Raw genomic sequence first — 22228 nt, forward strand, 5'->3', positions numbered from 1 at the left:
ACACCTGTCGCGACTGCGGAGGGTTACACCTTTGCGTGGTTCTTTGCGGTGTCAGGCAAGTGCGGGTAGATGGGGAAGGCGTCGGCGAGCGTGGTCGCCCGGGCGGCCAACTCCGCCTCGTCGCCGCCGATGAGTGTTTCGGCGACTATGTCGGCCACCTCAGTGAACTCGTCCTGGCCGAATCCCCGCGTGGCCAGTGCGGGCGTGCCGATTCGAAGTCCGGAGGTGACCATCGGCGGACGCGGATCGAAAGGTACCGCGTTGCGATTCACTGTGATTCCGACACGGTGCAAGGCGTCTTCGCCGTCGCGTCCGGTCAAAGGTGAGTCGCGCAGGTCGACCATGGCGAGGTGTACGTCGGTACCGCCGGTGAGGACGGCGATCCCTTTGCTCTGCACGTCGGTCTCCGACAGACGGGCCGCGAGCAGCCGTGCCCCCTCGACCGAGTTGCGCTGCCTGGTACGGAACTCCGCGGTGGCAGCGATCTTGATCGCAACAGCCTTGGCCGCAATGGCGTGCATTAGGGGTCCGCCCTGCTGACCGGGAAAGACGTTGCTGTCTATGGCCTTTGCATGCTCCGCCGTCGTGAGGATAACCGCGGAACGCGGGCCGCCGAGGGTCTTGTGCACCGTGGTGGTGACGACATCGGCATACGGAATCGGCGACGGGTGAAGTCCCGCGGCGACAAGCCCTGCGAAATGTGCCATGTCCACCCACAGCGTGGCCCCCACGTCGTCGGCCACAGCGCGGAATGCCTCGAAGTCAAGTTCTCGTGGATATGCCGACCATCCGGCGATGAGGACCCGCGGGCGTTCGGCGCGGGCAATGGTGAGCACCTTGTCCATGTCGATCCGCGACGTCCGAGGATCGACCTGATAGGCCGCCGCGCGATAGAGCTTGCCCGAGAAATTGAGCCGCATGCCGTGGGTAAGGTGACCGCCATGTGCAAGGTCCAGACCCAAGATGGTGTCCCCGGGTTGGGCGAAGGTGCTCAACGCGGCTGCACTCGCCTGCGCACCTGCGTGTGGCTGGACGTTGGCGTGCTCAGCTCCGAACAGCGCTTTGAGGCGGTCTATCGCGAGTTGCTCAACGACGTCGACGAATTCGCAGCCGCCGTAATACCTGCGCCGGGGGTACCCCTCAGCATATTTGTTGGTCAGAACTGAGCCTTGGGCCTCCAATACCGCACGCGGTACGAGGTTCTCGGAGGCGATCATTTCGAGCGTCGAGCGTTGCCGCCCGAGTTCGCCTGCCATCGCAGCGGCGAGCTCGGGGTCGACGTCAGCGAGTGGCAGGTCCATCACGGACTGAAGACGCGTGCTCACGCTTCGTCGCCGACGGTCGTGAACGTTGTCACCGAGCGGCTCTGCAGACGCGGAATGACCTCGCCGAGGACGAGCGTTTGAAACGGCTCGGAGGCGCGGTGTTCCTCGTAGCCGGTCGCGTCGGTGTAATGCTCGTAGACGACGAAAGTGTTCGGGTCATCGTTACTGACCTGCGCTTGGAAGTGGACCGTCTTCTCTTCGGCGCGGTTGCCCGGGGTCATTTTCTCGAGGATTGACCGGATGTAGTCGGCCTCGCCTTCTCTTGCGGTCCAGGTGGCGATGATGACGTGTCCCATGATGTGTTCCTTCCGGTGGGTGATGTCAGATGGTGAATCCGATGGCCTGCAGTTGCTCGCGGCCGTCGGCGGTGATGTCGGACGGCTTCCATGCTGGAACCCATTGCCACTCGATGCGGAAGTCGGAGACGAGCCGATTACCTTCTGCCGGCAGCAGCTCGGCGCGCATCTGGTCGGACATGATCTCGGTCAGCGGGCAGGCCGCGGACGTCAATGTCATGGTGATGATGGCCACGCGGCCCTGCTCGACCGCCACGTTTCGAACGAACCCCAGGTCCACGATGTTGATCCCGAGGTCGGGATCGATGACCTCGTACAAGAGTTCACGGACGGAGTCGGCCAGCGGATCACGGTCGGCAGGACTGCGGTCCGCCACGTCATCCTCGCGGCGTGAAACAGTCGGCGACGGAGCCGGCGCGACGTCGGCACCGGTAGCCTCGTAGAGGCCTCTCGGGGTCAGGTCGAACCGGATGTCGCTGGTGACGCTGGCGATCCAGTCGGCTTTCCCGTGCGCCTTCCGTCGTACCCGCACGATGTCCTCACCCGCGGTCACGGTTGCGGCGGTGACCACGAGCTGTCGCGGGTCGAGGCCCGAAGAGCGCGCATCCGACATCGCTTTGTCGATGATGCGGGCGACCGGTTCGCAGGTGTGGCCAGCTGCGAAGCGGAGCTTCTCCCGCGCCTGGGGTGCGGTGAGCCCAGTGACGGTGTCGAGTGCCGCACGCGCCTCGTCGCACGGCACGCGCACTTGCGACTCGGTAATTGTCAGTGCGGTCACGAGAGTCATGAGGTCCTCTCCTCTGCTGTGGCGCTGGCGGGCATGCGTGAGCGCAGTCGGTTGAGCGGCATCGCCTGGTCTCGCAGTTTGTCGGCCGTCACATCATGGTCGACGAACAGCAACCGGCGCACCGCAATCACGTCGCGCGGCTGGTTGAGCGAGATTACGCTGCGAATGCGCCCGTCCCGCAAGGCGAATGCCGAGAATTTCAGGTCGTCGAGCGAGCCACGGATGACGACTTCGTCCGAGCCCTCGGCGCGCCCCGTCCGCTGCAGGTTGTGTTCGTATTGATCGGACCAGAACCAGTGCGCCTCGAGGAACGGCTCGTCGTGGCCGAGAAGATTGCGCGCTGCCGCCGCGCCGTGCCGGGTGGCGGTGTCGTGGTGTTCGACCCGCAGGTGCTGGTTGTAGAAGGGGTGATAGGAGGAGGCGACGTCGCCGGCGGCGTACACGTTCGGCACGTTCGTTCGGCAGAATTGGTCGGTGACGATGCCGTTGTCGGTGACGATGCCGGCCTCGGCGGCCAGTTCTACGTTGGGCAATGAGCCTGCTCCGACGACGACGAGGTCGGCCTCGATGGAACCGTGATTGGTTCGCACGACAGCCGACGAACCGGTGTCGTGGACGCCGAGGACGACACTGTTAAGATGCAGCTCAACCCCTTTGGCGCGGTGTATGTCGGTGAAAATGGCGCCGATCGAATGGCCGAGTGCTTTGTTCATCAAGACGTCGGCGCGTTCCACGATGGTGGCGCGCTTCCCAAGACCCACGGCAGTTGCCGCGACCTCGCAGCCGATGAATCCGCCGCCGAGAACTGCGACGTGTTCGGCTGATGCGAGCCGAGAACGCAACAACTTGGCGTCCGCGAGTGACCGCAGCGTGAGTATTCGGTCGCTCGCGTCGCCCGGTGCCGGCCGGGCGCGGACTCCGGTCGCCAAGACGAGTCCGTCGTAGGACAGCGATTCGCCGGTCGAGAGTTTCAAGCGCCTTGCTCGTGGGTCGAGGCGTTGAGCCTTTACCCCGAGAAGGGTCTGTACTTGGTGGTCGGCGTACCACTGTGGCTCGCGAATCAGCGTCGGTGTCGGGGGTGAACCAGGTTCCAGGAAGTCTTTCGACAGCGGTGGTCGCTCGTAGGGCACAGTGTCGTCGTCACTGACGAGGACGAGTTCGCCGTCGAAGCCGCCGGATCGAAGGGTGGCCACGGTTGAGGCCGCCGCCACCCCTCCTCCGACGACGACGTGTCGTACGGTGCTCATTCGACGTCGACCTGGATTATGCCGTCGGCATTGACCCTGCACGGGAACGACTTCAGTGTGGTGTCGTCCGGGTTGATACCTGCGCCGGTATCGGCAGCGAAGGTCCACATGTGCCGGAGGCAGGTGATCGATTCACCGTCGAAGTCGCCTTCGTCGAGGAGCCATGCCTGGTGCGGGCATTTGTTTTCGAAGGCACGGACTGCGCCGTCGACATTCACCACGAGAACCTTTGTGCCGTCGATCTCGACACCGACCATGTCGCCTTCCCACAAGTCGTCGATGTGCTGAGTGTCCTGCCAGCGCCGGGTGGCGTCGTCTGTCATCATGTCGTGCTCACTTTCGCCACCGCCTCGGCTGGTGCGAGGATGCCGCGCAGGAAGCCTTCGCGTGCGGCCTTGGCACCGGCAGTGACGGCGTCGGCGTTGCGTGGGATTTCGGGAGTCTCGGCGAGGATCGTCGCGAGCCCGTGTGCAGCGGCGTCGGCGATCGGGGACCACTTGGCCACCCATTTGTCGATTGCTGATGCGCTGGTGGGCTGCTGAGTGATCGCGAACTGCGCCAGGGCGATGCTCCACCGGTTTCGTCGCTGGTTGTCCGCATCGAGGAAGCCGTGCAGAAGCCAGGTCAGTTCGTCGCCGTTGTCACGGGCTATCTCACCGAATTGGCGGCTCAGAACGTCGTCCAACGTCGGCAGCAACACGAGGTTGAGCGCAGTGAATGCTTCGCCCCAGTCGTAGGTGGCGAGCACGCTCTCGACTGCCTTGCGGGCGGGTTGCCATCCGGGGTGTGTCTCCCACACTCTGCGTTCGTGATCGGTGCCGATGTCGGAGCTCGGTTGTGCTAGTTGCAATTCCCGAGTGCGGTACGCGATCGTGGTGACCCGACGCAGGAAGTCCGCGGTGGCGAGACCTGCCGCATTCGTGACGTAGGACGTCGGTGCCATGTGGCCGATGTAGGCCTGGATTTGTTGAAAACCGTGCACGGGATAGCGCGACGGTGTGTACAGGGTGGCGAGCGTCTCGACCCAGCCCGGAGCAAGCGCCGCGGCGGAACCGGCCGCCGCGTACTCCTCAAGCACGCCGTGCACCTTCGACTCGGACTCCGCCTGGGCGTTGACGTACGTCCGATAGGTGTACTGGTCCGGGTCGCGAAACTGCTCCCAGTCGTTGGCTTGGAGGGCCGAGTTGTCCCGGTACGTGTTGAACCACATGTTGGGCGCAGAGGATGGATTCTGTTCGAACGCGGACGTACGGTTCTGCCGCGTTGTCCAGTTCTGTCCGTGCGTCACGATCTCGTATTCGCTCGGCATCTTGCGAATTTCACCGAACGCACTGAATGTGCGGCGGGCGCGTAGTTTGCGAACTTGTTCAGTCATGAGCGAGTACTCCTTCGGGCGCGGTGCGTTTGATGTTCTCCCACACGATTTCGTCGCTGTTGTTGACGACACGGCCGACGAAAGACGACATCATCGTTCCGAAGGAACGAATCTCGTAGTCTGCGCCCAGATATCCGCGAAGTGTGTTCTGCGTGAGACGAATTCGGTCATGTCCTTGGATCCGCACATACGACCCGCGGTCGACGATCTGGATGTCTTGGTCGGGATTGTCATCGCGGATGGCGGCGATGACTTCTTCGATCTGGTCACCCATGCGCAGGATGGGACCGACAACATTGTTCATGACGCTCCCTTGGGGACGAGGTACTCGACCGCGATGTGGTCGAGGGGTGCGAAGCCGGCATCGGCGACGGTCATCTCCGCGGGGACGATCCGACCGTTGTGGATGACGACCTTCTCATACGGAAGGGCACGCACACGTTTGCCCTCGACGTGATGGGCGACCGCCGCCGCCACTTCGGTCATGGTGTCAGCGGTGGTCACCGGCACCAGGATTTGGACGAAGTCCGTTGCGAAGATCGCGTTGAGCGGTACCAGCTCCGGTGCCCGGTCCGCGGGCCCCAGCTCGATTGTTTCTTGAGACTGTGTCATTGCGTCGCCCCCTGAACGGTTGCGGCAGCGATACCCTCGACCGCGCGGCCGATATAGTCGCGGGTCCAGGCGCCGTAGTCGGGGTCGTCGCCCATGGCGTCGGGCGTCATACCCATGTAGTTCAGGATCCCGCCGACATCCATCGGCTGGATCTGACCGGCCAGGAACCGGTCGATGAGCGTCTCGTGATTGACGTTGTCACGGTCTTTCCAGAAGATCTGCCGGCAGGCGTTGGTGCAGAAGTGGTATTTCTTGCCGTCGTAGTCGAGCTGCCACGTGCGAACCTTCCACTCCCCGTTGCGCGACGGGGTCGCGTTGCAGCACGGGAGATGGCAGGTGCTGCACAGCCACGGCAGTGTTTCGGGCAATGTCGCCTCGACATTGTTTGCGTTGACCTGGTCGATCATCACGTCCCATTTGTCGCCGTAGACGTTCTCCCAGTTGGGGTATTTGGAAGCGAGCCAAGCGCGTTCGTCTTTGCTGACGCCGGCCTTCGGACGCCACCACACGGTGGGACGCCAGTACCACAGACCCATATGCAACCCGTGGTGCCAGGTGTCGAGTCCAGTGATGAACTCATCCCAGTACCACGGCTTCTTCAGGCCATAGTCTTCGATCGTGTGGATGTACTGGTCGATGATCCACTCCTCCATGAACTCCCGGTAAGACTGCTTGCGGTGTTCGAGAGGGGTGTAATAGTCCATCGCCGGTCCGGTGAGCGCGGCGAAGGCTCGGGCCGAGCCCCAGAAGCTTTTGTCGATCACCCACTGTGCGCGGACCGGATCGTGCTCGACCAGGATCTCCATCGTGGGGCCACCCTGTTGGGAGTGGCGAGCTTCGTCGGTCTGGATCGAGGAGATCATGTTGGCGAAGTTCACGTCGCCGGATTCCAATGCGTCCGCCGAGAGAGCAATGAACTGCAGATTGGTGAAGCCGGTCTCGAAGGTGAACGGCAGCTCGATCGCGAGGTCGACGACGTTGGGTGCAACCATCATGCCGTCGAACAGATTTCGTAGCGCTATAGGTACCCAGTCGTTGGTGTGGAACGTTTTCTGGGTCCAGTCGTACTGTGCGTCTTGGCCGACGAACTCGTGTCCGAAGAACGTGGTGATCTGCGCGTGCCGCATCTCGTCGAGCTGACCGAACGTCGCCATGTTGCGCCAGGATCCATTCAGTCCGAACCGTGCCATCTTCAGTTCACCGATCACCGCAGCGTATTCGACCAGTGCGACCCCGCCGAAATGCATTTTGGTGGCCGACTTCCACCCCTCGTCGAGGTCTTGAAATGTATTCGAGCGCTGCAATGCGGCCTTGACCGCGTAGGTGGATGATTCCTTTTCACGTTGGGTTGCCACATATTCGGGGTAGCTAACTTTGTAGGACTCCTCCCATCCCTGCCACGCCTCGCGCGGTACTTTCCCTGTACCGCAATGCCATTCAGGATAGATTGCCTCGTAGTCGACGTACGTGGGCGTCCAATCGACGTCGCGGACGAATCCCTGCCACTCTTCCCGCTTCAATAGGGTCATAATGTTGTGCTCCTCTAGTCGACTTCCATGTGGCCGAGCTGTTGGCTGATTCCGGCGTTGTTCCAATAACCGGTCACCGATTCGATGAGACCGTCGCTGTTGAGCCGGAAGATGAATATGTGTGGTTCGCTGAAGGTCTTGCCTGCGGGGAGAACCAAGCCCCATGGCTGCTGCTGAGTTCCGCCGATATCGACCTGGACGACGACGTCGCCCTCGTCGTTGGCGTCGACGGAATGCACGACATTGGACAGGTTGGGAAACGCGTTGATCAGGCCCGTCCAGATCGGCTTGCCGACTGTTCCCACCTTGCCGTCGCCACGCAGTACGCGCTGTTTACCCCACACTTCGAAGGGCGGGTAGGAGAAGTCTGCGTTGATCGTGCAGAGATCCACCATCCCGTCGACGTCGTGTGCGCGGTACCGGTCGAAGAACTCAGTCACCACCGCAGCGTTCTGTTCTGCAGTGCGCGACGACACAATTACTGATGCATTGGACATGGGTGAGCTCCTCAGACGATTGCTATTTGGTCGAACCGCTTGACCCCGAGGCGGCGGTAGAGCTGCTGTTGGCACCAGTACGCGTCGATCTGCGTGATGCGGTCCTCGGCGACGACGAAACGCCACACTTCGTCCAAGTCGACGTGTTTCTCCTGGTTGATCGCGCCGGCGTAGGGGGCGGCTTGGGTGCCCTGGACGTTGATCACGGTGGTGACCACGTTGCCTGCTGTGATGATCCTTTTCACGGTGACGATCAGATCGGGGAAGGCTTCGACAATGTCGGCGAGGACGGTGCGCATGGTGCCACGCCCGGTATCATGGCGACCGAGTCCGTAGACGCTGACGTTGATGTCTTCGGCTGTGTTGCCGAGGGCTCCGTCGATGTCACGTACGGCGAAGTCATCGAGAAAATCGCTGACGACTTTCTGCGGGCTGCGACTGTTCACAGGGGTACTCCTTCTGGTCTTGCGCAGGAACGACAGCACCTCATGCTGCCTTCGCCGAGGGCGCGGCTTTCAGCGCTGAGATGACGGCGGCGGCGACGGCCTCGGTCGAACCCGGGTTCTGGCCCGTGATGACGTGCCGGTCGACAACAACGTGGCTTGCCCACGCGGCCGGGCCGTCGTCGAACACGGCGCCGGCATTCTTGATCGCGGTATCGACGTACCAGGGCAGGCCGAGGAGGCCCGGTTCGGTTTGGTTCTCCTCCTCGTCGGTGAAGCACGTCATCCGGTAGCCGTCGAAAAGCCATTGACCGTCAGCCCGTTCGGGCGCCGAGAGCATCAGCGCGGGGCCGTGACACAGAGAGGCGATCGGCGCACGCTTCTCGTGCAAGGCAACCAGCAGTCGCCCGACATCGGGGTTGTCTGCCAGATCTACCATCGGTCCGTGCCCACCCGGGGCGAACACCGCATCGAAGCCGGCAAGTTCGTCGTCGCCGAGGCTGCCCAGATCCAGTGGGTAGTTGAATCCTTCGATCTCGTCGAGTCGTGCTTTTCGTTCGCCGGCAAGTTCTTCACTCGCTGCGCGTTGTGCCGCGACGGCCTGGTGAATCTCTACTGGGCTCAGCCCTGCGGTCAGGCCGTCCTCCACCATTACATCCGCGAGGTGTCGATCATGGCGCCACGCGATCTTGGCTGCCTTGCTGACCTGATCGTGCGCCTGCGCCGGTGTCATGCCCTTGCCTTCAAGTGCCGCCGCAATCCGGCGACTGGCGGCAAGTCCTAGTTCGGTGTTTTGGTGCAGCGTAAATCGGATGTCGTCGACATCGTGGGCGAAGGTGCGCACGACGGAGTTGAGATAGTCCTTGTCTTCTTCCGGATAGTGGAAGTACCAGGTCAGTCCGTAGGGATCGGCTGTGGGTTTCTTGCCGTCGGGCGTAATGACGGCGACGTCGAAACCAGCCGCGGTGAAACTTTCGAAGGGCTTGATCGCTTCCTCTGCGAAGTACCCTGTCGGATGGGTGGTGCCATCGGCCATGGTGATCTCGGTTGCGCTCGAGACCAGGTAGGCAATGCGCGTCATCGGGCTTCCTCCTGCGTCGTTGGATGGTGAGAATGTGACTGCAATTACATCCCTCTCAAAGCAAACCCCACCCGCAACCGCAGCGGTACCGCGTTCCGACTCGATGTGTGCCCATTCCGAGCGACTCTGGAATACCGATATCGCAGACCGACGGACTTGTATCGGAATCGAACTCAGTAGCGACGATCTCAACCGTCTCGGGACGTAGCCCTGGGGTTGCGCGGCCTTCGGCAGGCCGCGTTGTCACCTACACCTGACTTGGCTCACGCAGTGGCGACTCGGGAGCTGACCGCCTTCTGACCTGCGGCGATGTGTTCCGATGGGTGCTTGTTCACGCACTGATGAAGGTGTTCTAGTGTCGACCGCCAGCGGATCGTCGAGCACGTCGGCTCGGCGCATACGCAGGCCAGCTCGGAGTGCTGCTCGAGTGCGCCCGCGAGCTGTTGGAGGACCATCGTGTTCACTACCTTGGCCGTCTCCCGTTCCGTCCAGAACAGGACAGGGCTCGCGATCGCCAACGTCGTCAAACAGCTCCGGCCCCTACGATCGGCGACGGTCGCCATCAACGGCACCAACAGGCCTTCGCCCCCGACATCCCCGCAGGGAAGCAATCCGTCCTCGACGCAGGCAACCAGGGTCTCCCCAGGTGACAGGCCTATGACCGTCGGCACCGGAACTGCATTCGGGCAGAGAAAAAGCCCGCAGGCGCTACTGTCCTACGGACCTTCTCAGTCTCGCCGACGAGGGACCCTGTCCTCTCCTCCTCTACTGATAGGGTAGTTCCGCTTCGCATTTGGACGACGAATGACTTGTGCGGGGACGAGGCGTAGCATCGATTAATATCCACGAGGAAACTAGGACCCCAGATCTCAACGAAGCGGCTGCTGCGGGCCCATATGTTGCGCTGCGGCGTGTGCTCGCTGACGGAAGGTCGGATCAATGACTGTTATCACTCAAATCGAGCACAGAATCACGTCCGGTGATCTTATTGCTGCGCTCGCCACGCTGGCGCCGCGGGTCGGTGGCAACGACGGCGGATGGCCAGGACTGACTATCTATCGATTCACCGAACCGATGGAGCCGCAGTGGGAAGAAATCCAGTCACTATCTCTGGGCATCGTCGCGCAGGGACGCAAGGCAGTGATCGTCGAGGGTAAGCGCTACGTGTACGACCAGTTCAATTACCTTGTGCTAAGCAGTAATCTGCATTTTCAAGCAGAGATCCTCGAGGCGTCGCCACGTCTGCCCTTCCTGTCGTTCGTTCTGCAGATCGACCCAGCGCTCGTCCGCAAGGTGTCAACGGACATGCTCGAGCGTCGAGTGGCCTCATTCCCGCCGGTACGCTTCGACGCAGAACCCGACAAGTGCATGGTATCGGCACTAGACCAGGACCTAATGGGCACGGTGCTGCGTTTCTTGCAAGCGCTGTCGGCGGGACCGGATCGCCGCGTGCTGGCTCCGCTATACATGCAGGAAATGGTGTATCGCGTCCTGCAGAGGGAGCAATTCTCGCGAATGTTGCATATCGCCGCACAGCAGGCGGCAGGCAATCCGGTCGCGGCTGCGTTGACCTACATCCGTGCCCATCTCGGCGAACCGATGACTGTCACCGATATGGCTGAGCAGGTGAGTCTGAGCCCGTCGGCATTTTCGCACCTGTTCCGCGAGGTGACAGGCCGGTCGCCGTACCAGTTCGTGAAGGAGATTCGCCTCGACCGCGCACGCGAACTGCTCGTTGACGGTCGACTCGCTGTCACCGAGGTGTCGCGTGCGGTGGGCTACTCCAGCGTATCCCACTTCATCAAGGAATTCCGGGGGCGATTCGGGGTGACGCCCAGAGCCTATGCAGATGCACAGGCCCTGGGCGAGGAAATACGGGCGATTCGCTCAGACGCGAGCTGAGAGCAGCGCCGCAACCAGCGCCTCCGCCAACGGCCTCGATGATGCTGGATTCTGACCGGTGTAGAGGTTGCCGTCCAGGGTGACATGCTCCTGCCACGGCGAGCCGCTCTCTTCGAACACGCCTCCGCTCTCAATGAGCCGGTTCTGTAGGAGCCACGGCGCCTTGTCTGCGAACCCCACCTGAGATTCCTCGGCGTTACTGAATCCCGTGACACGGCGGCCTTTGAACAGCCATGATCCGTCTCCGTTGCGGGCCGGCAACAGCGCTGCCGGTCCGTGGCACACCGCGGCGACGGGTTTACTCTGTGCAACGAATTCGCCGATGAGTGCGCCAAAAGTATCCGACACCGCAAGGTCTTCCATGGGCCCATGCCCCCCTGGGACGAAGACCAGGTCGAAGTCCTCCGCACGGACACCATTCAGATCGGCTGGCACCGAAAGGATCTCGGCAATGCCGTCGAGGTAGGAACGAAATCGATCTCCGGGTTCGGTTGTGCCGCCGTTCATTTCCGGCGAAAACCCAGCCTCGTCTGCTGCCGGGCGGACGCCGCCCGGAGTAGCGATCGTGATCTCGAACCCGGCGTCGGTGAACACTTCGTGCGGGACAGCTAACTCTTCGGGCCAGTATCCACAGGGGTGCAAAGTGCCGTCGGCCAGTGTCCAACTATCTGATCCGGTCACGGCAAAAAGTATGCGGGACATTGATGATCCTCCGTCGTGTAGGTGACAACGCGGCCGAAGGCCGCGCAACCCCCACGTTAGGTCCGAGATGGTTGAGATAGTCGCTACTGAGTTCGATTCCGATACAAGTCCGTCGGTCTGCGATATCGGTATTCCAGAGTCGCTCGGAATGGGCACACATTGAGTTGGAACGCAGTACCGCTGCGGTTGCGGGTGGGGTTTGCTTGAAGTGAGAGACAGTCCGACGCCGACCGGCGCCGCCGCTGGAGGGAGGTAAATCCGATGATGTCCCGTCGTGTTGCACACCAGCATTGGGTGGACTTCCGTGAGCGCGAAGCGGCAGCCGCTGCAAGTGGAGCGCAAACGAAGCTCTACGGACTGCGCCCGGTCTTCCGGGCCCTGGGAGATCTCCCTGCCCTTGTCTACGAATACATAGAACGCGCTCGGACTTCCCCCACCACAGCTGAGATCACCCGAGCCACCGGCATCAAAGAAACCGCAGTCAGCAAGGCTCTGGGCGACATGGCGTCCCTTGGCATGATCTATCACGATGGGCGGCCATGGAAGATTACCGCAGCGGCAAACCTGACTGAACTTGCAATCCGGTTGGGCGGCGCTGACGACGTCGCGGCGTAAGCGGCTCGGCCAGTCTGAGCCCGCCCATCGGCCCCACAGGGGTCGAGCGCTCCAAGACCAAGCAGGCGAGTCTGGTCCCCCGGATAAGAGAGCGGAGCCATCAAGAAGCTCTCGCGTCAGCCGGAGTTGAGCGAGGTCTCGATCCAGGCGAACGCGAGCACGCCGAAGGCGACAGCCAGCCGGGCTGCTTGCTTGAGTTTGTCGACCATCTGTTGAGTTCCTTCGTGGTAGTGACTCGGGGCGAGCGGACGCGTCCGGGAGGGGTGTGCTGGGTCCGGCACTGGCTGGGACAGTAGGCGGCCCAGATGGCAGCCCGCTAGGTTCGGCGGACCGGTTCCGTCGTAACCCGCACACATTGGCGCGGATCCCTCTATCAGGCGTCGCTCGGCGCGGCATGGTCCGCTGGTGTACTTCACCTGCCATGACCGCGGTGGGATGATGGGGAGAGAAAGGTACCCCGCCGATGACGCCCTTCATGCTCGCCGTCCAAGCTCTGCTCGACGGCAACCAGCCCCCGGAACCAGCGACCAAGCCGAGCCGACCTCGCCCGGTCGCGAAGGCCACGGACACGCACGTGATGATCCGCTCTCTCGCCGAGCAACTGGTGAGCGAGGCCAACGCGGTCTTGCGCGGACGCGGTGTTGGTATCAGCCTGGTCGACGACACCGGTCCCGGTGAACTGACCTTCACTCTGCGACACGGCGACACAGCTGCGCGCGTGCGGACGGTGGTGTCGGGTCATACCGCTCTGGGGCAGCTGGTGCGGGCCGACACGCCCGTCGAGGAGCCGCGCGAGCTCACGTCGGAGGACGAACTGCAAGCGTTGGTGCTCAGTCTGCTCGGAGACTGACGAGGAACCACGGGACGAGGACACGATCGTGCAGTACGAGTTGCGGCATCAAGTCATCCCCGCCAAGCGACAGACGTACCAGAACGTCATCGATCGGCTCGGAGACCAGCCGGTGAGCAGGTATCTCGAAGGCACCCTGGACGTGCAGCCTCGCGAGAACTTCCACTACCGGCCAACCTGGATGTCGAACCGCGAGCTGTACGACGAGCGGTTCTCGGCCTTGCGGCTGACCGACAGCTACCGGTTCACCGACCCGCGGCAGTACTACTACACGACGTATGTGGCCGCACGCGCAGGGCTGCACGACGACTTCGGCAAGACGCTGAGCTATCTCGAGGAGCGCGACCTGCTGGCCAGGATTCCCGCGGGCTGGCAGGCGGTGCTCTCCTCGGTCGTGGTGCCGCTGCGCCACTACGAGGCCGGCGCCCAGCTGGTCAGCGTGGCCGGCGCCCGGTTCGCCTACGGCACCTCGGTGGAGCAGTGCTGCAGCTTCGCGGCATTCGACCGGATCGGGAACGCGCAGATGCTGTCCCGTGTCGGGATCGCGCTCGGCGGCGGCACGCGGGACAGGCTCGAGGCGGCCAAACGGATGTGGGTGGACGGTGCGCACCTTCAGCCGCTCCGCCGGTTGGTCGAGGAGATCATGGTGCTTGACGACTGGGCCGTGAGCCTGTTGGCTATCGATCTCGTCGACTCGCTCGTGTATCCCCTGGTCTACCGCGGGCTCGACGAGCACGCGCTCCTGGGCGGAGCCGTCGCCTACAGCTTGGTCGCCCAGCACTTCAGCGCATGGTTCGAGGACCAGCGCAAGTGGATCGACGCGCTGGTCGCCACGTGGGCTACGGACCCGGAGGCCGGGCTGGCCAACCGAGAGGTCTTGGGTCACGTCCTCGAGACGTGGGCAGTGCGTGCGTACGCGGCGGTCGCGGCACTCGCCGCCGCTGTCGACTCCCACCTGCCGGGGGCCGAGACCGGCACCGAGCTGGCCGCGACGGCTGAGTCCCGGCGGTCTCCGTGGGCCAGTCTGATCGGAGGTGCTGCCTCGTGAACGCTGCGCATCGCCAGGTGTCAATCGACGTCCAGGAGTCGGAGGAGAACCGTGTGCTCATCGAGGCAATCGAGGCGGACAACCCGGAGGTGACGATCCGTCATCTGCCGGGCCTGATCAAGCTGCAGGCGCCGGGTCAGATCGTCATCAACCGGGAGAGCGTGGAGCAGCGGCTGGGTCACGAGTGGGAGACCGGTGAGTTTCAGCTGGCCATCGTGTCGTACACCGGCAACGTCTCGGAGTGGGACGACGACCAGATCATCGTGAAATGGGAGCACTGACATGAGCATCGAGTCGCCGAGGGCGGCTCCGCGGAAGAAGCTGCCGCTGAAGGAACGGTATGCGCTGCTCACCCGCGACCTCGACTGGGAGCCCAGCTACGTCGACCGTGAGCAACTGTACCCGTTCACACGCTACGAGGGCATCAAGGTCCACGACTGGGACGGCTGGCAGGACCCGTTCCGGCTCACCGTGGACGCGTACTGCAAGTACCAGGCGGAGAAGGACAGGCGGCTGTACGCCGTGCTCGACGGGTTCGCGCAGGGCCAAGGACACCTGACCCTGTCCGACGCCAGCTACCTGAACTCGATCAAGCTGTTCATCCAAGCTGTGACCCCGCTGGAGTATGCCGCCCATCGACACTTCGCATTCCTGGCCCGCCACCTCGAGGGCCCGGCGCCCCGGTTCGCGGCGCTGTGCCAGAGCATCGACGAGCTGCGGCACACCCAGACCCAGATCCACACGATCAGCAACTACAACAAGTACTACTCGGGGTTTCACAGCTGGTCGAAGATGCACGACCGGGTCTGGTACCTCGCGATATCGAAGTCGTTCTTCGACGACGCCATGAGCGCCGGACCGTTCGAGTTCCTCATCGCGATCTCCTTCAGCTTCGAGTACCTGCTCACCAACCTGCTGTTCGTGCCGTTCATGAGCGGCGCCAGCTTCAACGGCGACACACCGACCATGTCGTTCGGATTCTCCGCACAGTCCGACGAGAGCCGGCATATGACCCTCGGCCTAGAAGCCATCAAGTTCCTCCTCGAGCAGGACGAGGACAACGTGCCGATCATTCAGGACTGGGTCGACAAGTGGTTCTGGCGGGCATACCGGCTGTCGGGACTGGTCGCCGCCATGATGGACTACATGCTTCCCAAGCCGGTGATGAGCTGGAAGGAAGCCTTCGAGCTCTACTTTGAGGACCAGATGCTCGGCGGCCTGTTCCCCGACCTGGACTTTTACGGCATCCGGCCGCCGCGCCATGTCGACGATGCGATCGCGGAGAAGGAACACCTGTCCCACCAGGTGTATAAGATCCTCCACAATTTCTCCTCCGTCGCAGCCTTCACCACGAAGACCCCGGACCATGTCCACCTCGACTGGCTCTCCGAGCAATACCCGGGCACGTTCGACACTTACTACCGGCCCACGTGGGAGAAGCACCAACGCATCGAGGCCGGCGGCGGCCGCATGTTCTTCCGGGGCCTGCCCCAGCAGTGCCAGGTGTGCCAGCTCGCGATCTCGTTCACCGAGCAGGACGACCGGCGGAAGATCTCGTTCAGACGAAGCGAGTTCCGCAGCGAGACGTTCCACACCTGCAGCAACGGATGCAAATGGATCTTCGACCGAGAGCCCGAGAAGTACGTGCAGGCATGGCTGCCTGTTCACCAGATCCTCAAGGGCGACTGCGGCGGGCCGACCATTCCGGATGTCCTGGCCTGGTACGGGATCCAGACGGGCGACAACGGTGAGTACAACGGCTCCCCGGACGAGCAGTTCTGGCGGGCCTGGCATAACCCTTCGCTGAGGCATGGAGAGTGATATGAGCGTAAAGGCGCTGTACGACTACGAGTTCCCATCGATGGACCGTGCCAAGTTGTTCGGCGAGGACCTGCTGGTCTACGTGCATTGGGAAGGCAACCCGATCTTCTGCTCCGCGGTCTGCTTCCGGGTCCCGAAGACCATGCGGTTCGGCGAGTTCGTCACCAGCTTCGTCGTCCCCTGGGCTGAATCAGACCCCGACTTCGACCACGAGGCAATGAAGCACTGGCGCATCTTCGACGAACCGCTCGACGTCGCCGACGACAAGTCCCTGGCCGATCTCGGCATCGGACACAAAGCACTGCTTACCTTCGCCGGCTAGCTACCCGCTGCGCGGGCGCCCGGGTCTGGTGAACCATCGGTCACACGTCACGAGGAGATGAGCTGCAACGACGACCTACACCGTACGCGTCGAACCGCTCGGCACCGAGATCAGCTGCCGGGATGACCAAGCGGTGCTTGACGCCTGTCTGCGCGAGGGCATCTGGCTGCCACACGCCTGCACCCACGGCACCTGTGGGACCTGTAAGGCCATTGTGCTGGAAGGCGATGTCGATCACGGCGACGCGTCGCCGTACGCCCTGCTCGACAGCGAACGACAGGAAGGCTGCGCCCTGATCTGCGTCGCCAGGCCGCGCAGCAACCTGGTCATCGAGGGAGAGATCGACGCTGAGGAGGGCGTCGCGGTCCATCCGGTGCGCGACTACACCGGCACGGTAGAGTTGCTCGACGAAGTGGCACCCAATGTTCGACGCCTCCTCATCGCGCTCGACCGGCCGCTGAGCTTCAATCCCGGGCAGTACATCCAACTCGTCATGCCCGACGGAGACTCGCGTCCGTATTCGGTCGCGAGCACGCCCGCGGCCCCTGATCGCATCGAACTGCATATCAAGCGCACACCCGGTGGGGTGTGTACCGACGGCTGGGTGTTCAAACACCTGGCCGTCGGCGACGGCGTCTCGCTCTCCGGGCCGTACGGCCGCTTCTCGTTCCGCCCGTTGCGGTCGGAACCCGTCCTGCTCCTCGGGAGCGGCACCGGCCTGGCTCCGCTGAAGTCGATGGTCCAGCACGTCGCGGAGACCGGCGGCGAACATTCGGTGATTCTCTACCACGGCGTCGCGACGCAGACGGATCTTTATGACCACGAGCTGTTTGAGGCGTGGGACGCTGAAAATGACTGGTTCAGCTACCGACCGGCTCTCTCCCGCGACGACTGGAACGGCCGCACCGGCCGTGTGCCGGCGCTGCTTGCCGAGGACTATCCCAGGGCTTCCGGACACACCGCCTACGTCTGTGGAAGCCCCGCGATGGTTAACGACACTCTGAGAGCGCTGATGAAGGCGCGCTTGTTCCCGCGTGACATCTTCCGCGAAGACTTCTTCGACTCGAGAGACAGGGCCAGTGGCGCCCACATCGTCCGAAGCCCTCTTATCCGTCGGTGAACGACACCGCCAAGAAATGCCTCGTGACCTCTGGGTCATGGGGTCGGGGAGCAGACTCGCGAAAAGTGGCGCTTCAGAGTTACGGCAGATAGTGGCGTACTATCTGCCGTAGAGCGGAAGGCGGTTCGGTGGGATCGGTGAGCACGCTCCCGGCCCGGGCGGCCGGGGTCCGGTTGGCGGACGCGGCGAGGGCATTCCTCGGCACGTCCTCGGGAAAGTCCCGCGGTCCGCTCGCCGCTACTGTGGCGGCGTCCAACGTCCCCGCTGATGCTGACGTCACGACCATCGTCTCCTTCACGAACTCACCTGACCGCCGTGGGCTCCCTCTCGGGCCGAGCACACAGCTCGTATCCGGCCGGTTCGACGCCACCCGGCCTGGAGGCGGCCGTTGTTGGTGGAGTCCTTCCCGTCGCCTTTCGGCGTACCGGCGTTCGCTTCTCGGGTCATCCTGTTCCCGGCTGGGGATTGTGCCTTCCTTGCGGTCGGCCTACCAGCCATTGGGCTGGACCCAGACGGGGTTTCCACGTTCCACAAGCGTCGGACACGAACGGAGTGGGCGCCCTCTATACCCCGGGGACGATGGTGCTCCTCCGACCGCTTGCAGATCAGCGGCCAGCATCTGCCGGCATGCCATAGTAACTGATCGCAGAAGCGAGCACGGCGATGGCGAGAAAGCCGGCAACAAAGAGGATATTGGTGAGGACCTTCGCGAACATGATCACGTGGCCATTGGCTGTGACGGCTAGGTGGGTGTCGACTCAGACTCCAGCCGCCAATACTTTCTCTTGGCTCTGCATCGAGCTGCCGAGCGCTCCTCCGGGTGGCGTGGTGTGTCCATAGAGGCTTGAATCGTCGGGGAACAGAACCTCCCAATTGGCCGTCGAGGACGCTCTGGCTCCGAAACCTTCGAATTATGGCTGGACCAGTGCAATGGACGGTGGCTCGCAACGACCATGACCACTTTGTCGTCAGAAACGTCAAATGACAAGGGCGTACGGACTCGAGGAGTGCCGCCGCTTTCATGGCCAGTTGAGGATAGGCCTCCGCGCCCATGACCGTCGTTGCGGGGCGCGCCAAGGCGGAAGCGAGCAACCCGATGTCACGGAAGTGGAACCCGTACCGATCGATCACCTGCAGAGCATCCTCGATCTCAAGGTACGAACTCATGCATCCTCAAGGCGTTTAAGCAGCTCCGCGTCATGGCTCATCACGAAATCCAGACCCTCACTGATCGCCCGGCGGCGGCCGTGCCGCTGGAGAACCAGCTCAGCCCCCTGGAGAAGCAGCGCGGACTTGGACGTGTGCTCCTCGGCGGCAAGCGCATCGAGACGGCGGTCGAGGTCCTCGGGAACGCGCAGATTCACGGCCATACCCCGTGGTACCAAACCAGTACCAAGGAATGAGGTGACGAGATCCGGACTCTTGGCCTCGTCTCGTGGGAACGGCACATTTCATTGTCTCCAACTCTCAGCGACCTGAGAATCCGCGGAATCTAGCCATTTTCCGTGGGAGCCAAAGACCATTCCGGTGGCGAGGTCAGCATATGGCGTGGATCCGTTGCTCGGCGGCCGGAACCACGTCGGTCTGGTGACTCTTTTGTCTCTGCTCCTGGGATTCTGGCAATTCCGGACGGCCATCCTGCTGGCGGCAGTTGAAGTCATTGAAGTACGACGTCGGCAACTCGCCTTCGGTCGGTGGGCTGCGGTCATCTCGTGCTCGGCAGTGACGGCAGGATTTCTCACGAGCCGCGCCGACGCCACTGATCCCAACTTGCCTCTGACCTACGGCGACCAACCAGGGATGGCGGTGTTCCTCTGGAGCGGGTCCGCGTTCATCATGTGGATTTGTCTCGATATCGCACGGGTGTGCCATGACAATGTCCCCAGCATGCGGGCGCGTGCATTCCGATCTGCCTTCGTCCTCATCGCCATCGGATGCGTCCTCTTTGCTTTGGTCCTCGTCGACCGTCTGGTCTATGGAGTCCTAACGAAGATCGACGGCGCTGCCAGCCCATCTGCGGCCGTTCTGACCGCCCTCTACTGGGTGGGCGAAACGTTCGCGGTTCTACTTGTCAGCATCGGGCTGCTTCTCCTCCGGCTCGCAGGCCACCTCAAACACGGCAGATTCCTACTCCATGTCCGGCTCCTGCTCCTGGAAATCAAGCCCATCTGGAACCGTGTGGCTTTCACCCACCACGACTTGATCCTCGAGAAGCGACGGGCCAGCGCGCTCATCGTCCTCAGCCGGCACGCCGAAACACAGCTCCATCGCCGCCTGGTCGAAATCCGCGACTGTGAAATGGCCAGCCCCGCAACAGGCAGGCGCCTCGACGCCCACGACCGATCCGTCGTCGAACGCGCCGAACTCGCGCTTGAAAGGCGCGCCGGCGCCCGCCTGCGCAAAAGGTTCCCCGGCCCGGGATGAGGGCACCGCGGACCACAGCACTCACAATCTAAGAATCTCAGGCGCAGCACACTAGGCGTCGTCGTGCCACCAGCCTTCCCAGGCGCTAGATGTCAATTGACCGCTGGGGAATTTGGTGCTGGAGATGCCGTCACCACATTCGTGATCGTCGTCATCCCGGCGGGACTCCAGAAAGAGCGTAAGACTACTCCAAGGCAACATCGTTGTGTCCTTCCGTGCGTCGCTCGGACCACGGTGTCCAAGTGTGCAACAGCCTAGTCTTCAAATATTTCGCGGATTCGACACGAAGTTTCAGATTTGTATCCGGAATCTATCCCGGACGACCAAGGGTCCGTGCGTGCCGGTGGCACGATCAACCGGCTTCGGAAGGGACGTCCACCCGGCTGCCCCTCGGGTTGCGCGAAGGTCACAAGACTCGCCGGGTCATGCCGCGCCGCAACAACCCAGCCATGAATAGCCAGAAGAATCCTCGCTGTTTGTCATTCTGATGGTCGATCATCGCTGGGCGGGGTCCTCCGCGCAACCAGGGCGCTTTGCGCCGGCCTCAATCCAAAACTTCGCTCGGCGCTCCGCTTATTTCCTCGCGAACTTTTGGAGCGTTGCCGGTTCCCCAAGTTGCACTCCGGCCCCTCATGCCCAGCAGTGAATCCTCTATCAGAACGACGCCGAAAACTAACGCCCACGGCCAACGCCGCCTCTGAGGGAGAAAGATCATGGAAACGCTCACCATCAAAACCCCTGCCGATGTCCTCAGTTTCATCGGCCACACCCTGGGCTTCTGGCCGCAGGAAAGTCTCGTGTGCATCACCCTGGACACCAACCACATCGGCGTGACCCTCCGCGTAGATCTCCCCAAGCACGACGGCGGCGAACGCGCCTATGCCCGAACAGTCGCCGGATATCTCGCCAACGACACGAATGCCACCAGTGCTTTGTTTGCCGTCTACACCTCGGCCGCTCCAACAGGCGGCCAGGACAAACCATACGCAGCAGTCATCGCTGCCCTGACCGGGGCGCTCGCCGAGCGACACATCACCATCCGGGACGGCCTCCTCGTCGGAGACGAGACCGTTTCACCGTACGACGACGATCCACGCCTTGATCGTGCCCTACCCCTGTCGATGGTCGACTCCAGCGAAATCAACGCCGAGCTCGTGTACCGCGGAAGTGCGGTCGCACGAACCGGCCGGATCACTTTGCCGCCGTCAAACAAGGAGTCGGCGTTTCATGCCGTCGAGGATCGCGTCAAATCAATCGGGCAGTGCCATGACCACAGCGCGATCGAAAAGGCGCGAACGCTCTGGGCCGGGATCCTCGAGGCCAAAACCTACCCGACCGACGATCAGACCATCGCTTTGATCGCAAACTTCCAGTTTGCAGCCATCCGCGACCAGCTCATGGCGGACATCCCAGGCGTCGACGGCCCCATGGAACAAATCCTTCTAGCCCAAACTCCCGGCAAGCCGCAATGGACCCGCGTCGAATGGGCCCAGCAAATACTCCTCCACGCCTACACGCACAAAAGCACCCACCACTCAGCCCCACTCCTCACAGCCATCGGGTACATCAACTGGTGGGAAGGCCGCGGCAGCAAAGCCCACCAGTACATGCAACTCGCCCTGGAAGCCGACCCCGGCTACCGCCTAGCCAAACTCAGCGACCAACTCCTCAGCTACGGAATGCTAGCCGGCTGGAACAGGGACTAGAACACTGCGTATCGGACCCGAGGGCTTGGGACTTCGGATTGACCAGCGTCCGTTATCGGCGTCAACAGAGTTGCGCTGGACCAGTCATCTGGGTTATGTCAGGCCAGCACGCTGTGGAATCCGGAGCACACTTTCCAACGACCGGAGGGCTCGACCGGTTCCGCGGTAGATGCGATTGTGCGATCGTCTGAATCCACCGTGAGACGCTTCGTTGAAAATGATCCCTACTTCAGCGCCCAGATGTTCACCGACTTGGGCCGGAGTTAGGTGAGCAATCGAGGTATCGGCTGTGCAATGCTGTGGCCGATCGTATTCCGTGTCATCGCGAACGACCTGCCGGCAACGCCGAATACAAACCCGCCATCGCGGTGGAGCGTCCGTTCGCCATTTTTGGTGTAACAACGAGGAACCTCACCGCACGCCCAACAGAGGCCTCCTCCACATTGATACCAAACTTCTGAAGACTGCGGTCGGCAGCGAGCCTGGGTCCGGTCGAATCATCCACGATCATCGAGTTCCCTAAGCC

The 22228-nt window shown here is 62.5% G+C and carries 26 protein-coding genes; 10 read left to right on the forward strand and 16 right to left on the reverse strand.

The window, feature by feature from the left end:
- Positions 1 to 23: 23 nt before the first annotated feature.
- The 13 genes from glyA to OW521_RS01505 all read right to left on the reverse strand — a co-directional run bounded on the left by glyA (position 24) and on the right by OW521_RS01505 (position 9863).
- Positions 24 to 1301 (reverse strand): serine hydroxymethyltransferase, encoded by a 1278-nt coding sequence (glyA, locus tag OW521_RS01440; protein WP_268026098.1) that lies wholly within the window; start codon positions 1299 to 1301, stop codon positions 24 to 26.
- Between the two features lie 20 nt (positions 1302 to 1321).
- Entirely contained in the window at positions 1322 to 1621 is a 300-nt protein-coding gene (locus OW521_RS01445; protein ID WP_073358024.1) for a putative quinol monooxygenase, read from the reverse strand.
- A gap of 25 nt (positions 1622 to 1646) precedes the next feature.
- Positions 1647 to 2408, reverse strand: coding sequence for an iron-sulfur cluster assembly protein (locus OW521_RS24115; RefSeq protein ID WP_326493998.1), 762 nt, complete (start codon positions 2406 to 2408; stop codon positions 1647 to 1649).
- Entirely contained in the window at positions 2405 to 3655 is a 1251-nt protein-coding gene (locus OW521_RS01460) for an NAD(P)/FAD-dependent oxidoreductase (protein WP_268022320.1), read from the reverse strand. The genes OW521_RS24115 and OW521_RS01460 overlap by 4 nt, the downstream gene beginning before the upstream one ends.
- Complete coding sequence (locus OW521_RS01465) at positions 3652 to 3981, reverse strand: Rieske 2Fe-2S domain-containing protein (protein WP_268022321.1); 330 nt, start codon at positions 3979 to 3981, stop codon at positions 3652 to 3654. The genes OW521_RS01460 and OW521_RS01465 overlap by 4 nt, the downstream gene beginning before the upstream one ends.
- Positions 3978 to 5030, reverse strand: a complete 1053-nt coding sequence (locus OW521_RS01470) for a hypothetical protein (RefSeq protein WP_268022322.1) — start codon at positions 5028 to 5030, stop codon at positions 3978 to 3980. The genes OW521_RS01465 and OW521_RS01470 overlap by 4 nt, the downstream gene beginning before the upstream one ends.
- Positions 5023 to 5334 carry an MmoB/DmpM family protein gene (locus OW521_RS01475; RefSeq protein WP_268022324.1) on the reverse strand — a complete coding sequence of 104 codons (312 nt, stop codon included), beginning with the start codon at positions 5332 to 5334 and terminating at the stop codon, positions 5023 to 5025. Before OW521_RS01475 ends, OW521_RS01470 begins: the two co-directional genes overlap by 8 nt.
- Positions 5331 to 5642, reverse strand: coding sequence for a toluene-4-monooxygenase system B family protein (locus tag OW521_RS01480; RefSeq protein ID WP_268022326.1), 312 nt, complete (start codon positions 5640 to 5642; stop codon positions 5331 to 5333). Before OW521_RS01480 ends, OW521_RS01475 begins: the two co-directional genes overlap by 4 nt.
- Positions 5639 to 7162 (reverse strand): toluene monooxygenase, encoded by a 1524-nt coding sequence (locus OW521_RS01485; protein ID WP_268022328.1) that lies wholly within the window; start codon positions 7160 to 7162, stop codon positions 5639 to 5641. Before OW521_RS01485 ends, OW521_RS01480 begins: the two co-directional genes overlap by 4 nt.
- A 23-nt stretch (positions 7163 to 7185) precedes the next feature.
- Positions 7186 to 7668 (reverse strand): nuclear transport factor 2 family protein, encoded by a 483-nt coding sequence (locus OW521_RS01490; RefSeq protein WP_268022330.1) that lies wholly within the window; start codon positions 7666 to 7668, stop codon positions 7186 to 7188.
- Positions 7669 to 7679: 11 nt separating this feature from the next.
- Entirely contained in the window at positions 7680 to 8114 is a 435-nt protein-coding gene (locus tag OW521_RS01495) for a nuclear transport factor 2 family protein (RefSeq protein ID WP_268022332.1), read from the reverse strand.
- A gap of 40 nt (positions 8115 to 8154) precedes the next feature.
- Positions 8155 to 9192, reverse strand: a complete 1038-nt coding sequence (locus OW521_RS01500; RefSeq protein ID WP_268022334.1) for a DJ-1/PfpI family protein — start codon at positions 9190 to 9192, stop codon at positions 8155 to 8157.
- A gap of 263 nt (positions 9193 to 9455) precedes the next feature.
- On the reverse strand, positions 9456 to 9863 hold the full coding sequence (locus OW521_RS01505; RefSeq protein WP_268022336.1) for a hypothetical protein: 408 nt from the start codon (positions 9861 to 9863) through the stop codon (positions 9456 to 9458).
- A 268-nt stretch (positions 9864 to 10131) separates the two neighbouring features.
- On the opposite strand from OW521_RS01505, the gene OW521_RS01510 reads away from it, so the two are divergent.
- The gene (locus OW521_RS01510) at positions 10132 to 11094 is read left to right on the forward strand and encodes an AraC family transcriptional regulator (protein ID WP_268022338.1); all 963 of its coding nucleotides are present in this window, start codon (positions 10132 to 10134) and stop codon (positions 11092 to 11094) included.
- On the opposite strand, the gene OW521_RS01515 is transcribed toward OW521_RS01510, so the two are convergent.
- Positions 11080 to 11796 (reverse strand): type 1 glutamine amidotransferase domain-containing protein, encoded by a 717-nt coding sequence (locus tag OW521_RS01515; protein WP_268022340.1) that lies wholly within the window; start codon positions 11794 to 11796, stop codon positions 11080 to 11082. The genes OW521_RS01510 and OW521_RS01515 overlap by 15 nt on opposite strands.
- A 261-nt stretch (positions 11797 to 12057) precedes the next feature.
- Between OW521_RS01515 and OW521_RS01520 the strand changes: the two genes are divergently transcribed.
- From OW521_RS01520 to OW521_RS01550, 7 genes are all read left to right on the forward strand, one after another.
- Complete coding sequence (locus OW521_RS01520) at positions 12058 to 12411, forward strand: hypothetical protein (RefSeq protein WP_268022341.1); 354 nt, start codon at positions 12058 to 12060, stop codon at positions 12409 to 12411.
- A 463-nt stretch (positions 12412 to 12874) separates the two neighbouring features.
- Positions 12875 to 13261, forward strand: a complete 387-nt coding sequence (locus tag OW521_RS01525) for a hypothetical protein (protein ID WP_268022343.1) — start codon at positions 12875 to 12877, stop codon at positions 13259 to 13261.
- Positions 13262 to 13289: 28 nt separating this feature from the next.
- Positions 13290 to 14309, forward strand: coding sequence for a hypothetical protein (locus OW521_RS01530; RefSeq protein ID WP_268022345.1), 1020 nt, complete (start codon positions 13290 to 13292; stop codon positions 14307 to 14309).
- Positions 14306 to 14590, forward strand: a complete 285-nt coding sequence (locus tag OW521_RS01535) for an MmoB/DmpM family protein (RefSeq protein WP_268022347.1) — start codon at positions 14306 to 14308, stop codon at positions 14588 to 14590. The genes OW521_RS01530 and OW521_RS01535 overlap by 4 nt, the downstream gene beginning before the upstream one ends.
- A gap of 1 nt (position 14591) precedes the next feature.
- Positions 14592 to 16130: a YHS domain-containing protein gene (locus tag OW521_RS01540; protein WP_268022349.1), complete on the forward strand. Its 1539-nt coding sequence runs from the start codon at positions 14592 to 14594 to the stop codon at positions 16128 to 16130.
- A 1-nt stretch (position 16131) separates the two neighbouring features.
- Entirely contained in the window at positions 16132 to 16452 is a 321-nt protein-coding gene (locus tag OW521_RS01545) for a phenol hydroxylase subunit P4 (protein ID WP_268022351.1), read from the forward strand.
- A gap of 133 nt (positions 16453 to 16585) precedes the next feature.
- Positions 16586 to 17572, forward strand: coding sequence for an NADH:ubiquinone reductase (Na(+)-transporting) subunit F (locus OW521_RS01550; RefSeq protein WP_268022353.1), 987 nt, complete (start codon positions 16586 to 16588; stop codon positions 17570 to 17572).
- 79 nt (positions 17573 to 17651) lie between these two features.
- Here the strand turns inward: OW521_RS01550 and OW521_RS01555 are convergent, their stop codons facing one another.
- Positions 17652 to 17852, reverse strand: coding sequence for a hypothetical protein (locus tag OW521_RS01555; RefSeq protein WP_268022354.1), 201 nt, complete (start codon positions 17850 to 17852; stop codon positions 17652 to 17654).
- 883 nt (positions 17853 to 18735) lie between these two features.
- Positions 18736 to 18942, reverse strand: a complete 207-nt coding sequence (locus OW521_RS01560; RefSeq protein WP_268026102.1) for a ribbon-helix-helix protein, CopG family — start codon at positions 18940 to 18942, stop codon at positions 18736 to 18738.
- A gap of 157 nt (positions 18943 to 19099) precedes the next feature.
- Here OW521_RS01560 and OW521_RS01565 point away from each other — a divergent pair, with 157 nt between their 5' ends.
- Together OW521_RS01565 and OW521_RS01570 are read left to right on the forward strand one after the other, a co-directional pair.
- Positions 19100 to 19996, forward strand: coding sequence for a hypothetical protein (locus tag OW521_RS01565; RefSeq protein WP_268022355.1), 897 nt, complete (start codon positions 19100 to 19102; stop codon positions 19994 to 19996).
- Between the two features lie 713 nt (positions 19997 to 20709).
- Positions 20710 to 21702, forward strand: a complete 993-nt coding sequence (locus OW521_RS01570; RefSeq protein WP_268022356.1) for a DUF4192 family protein — start codon at positions 20710 to 20712, stop codon at positions 21700 to 21702.
- The last annotated feature ends 526 nt before the right edge of the window (positions 21703 to 22228 follow it).

The organism is Arthrobacter sp. MMS18-M83, assembly GCF_026683955.1.
Lineage (GTDB): Bacteria > Actinomycetota > Actinomycetes > Actinomycetales > Micrococcaceae > Arthrobacter.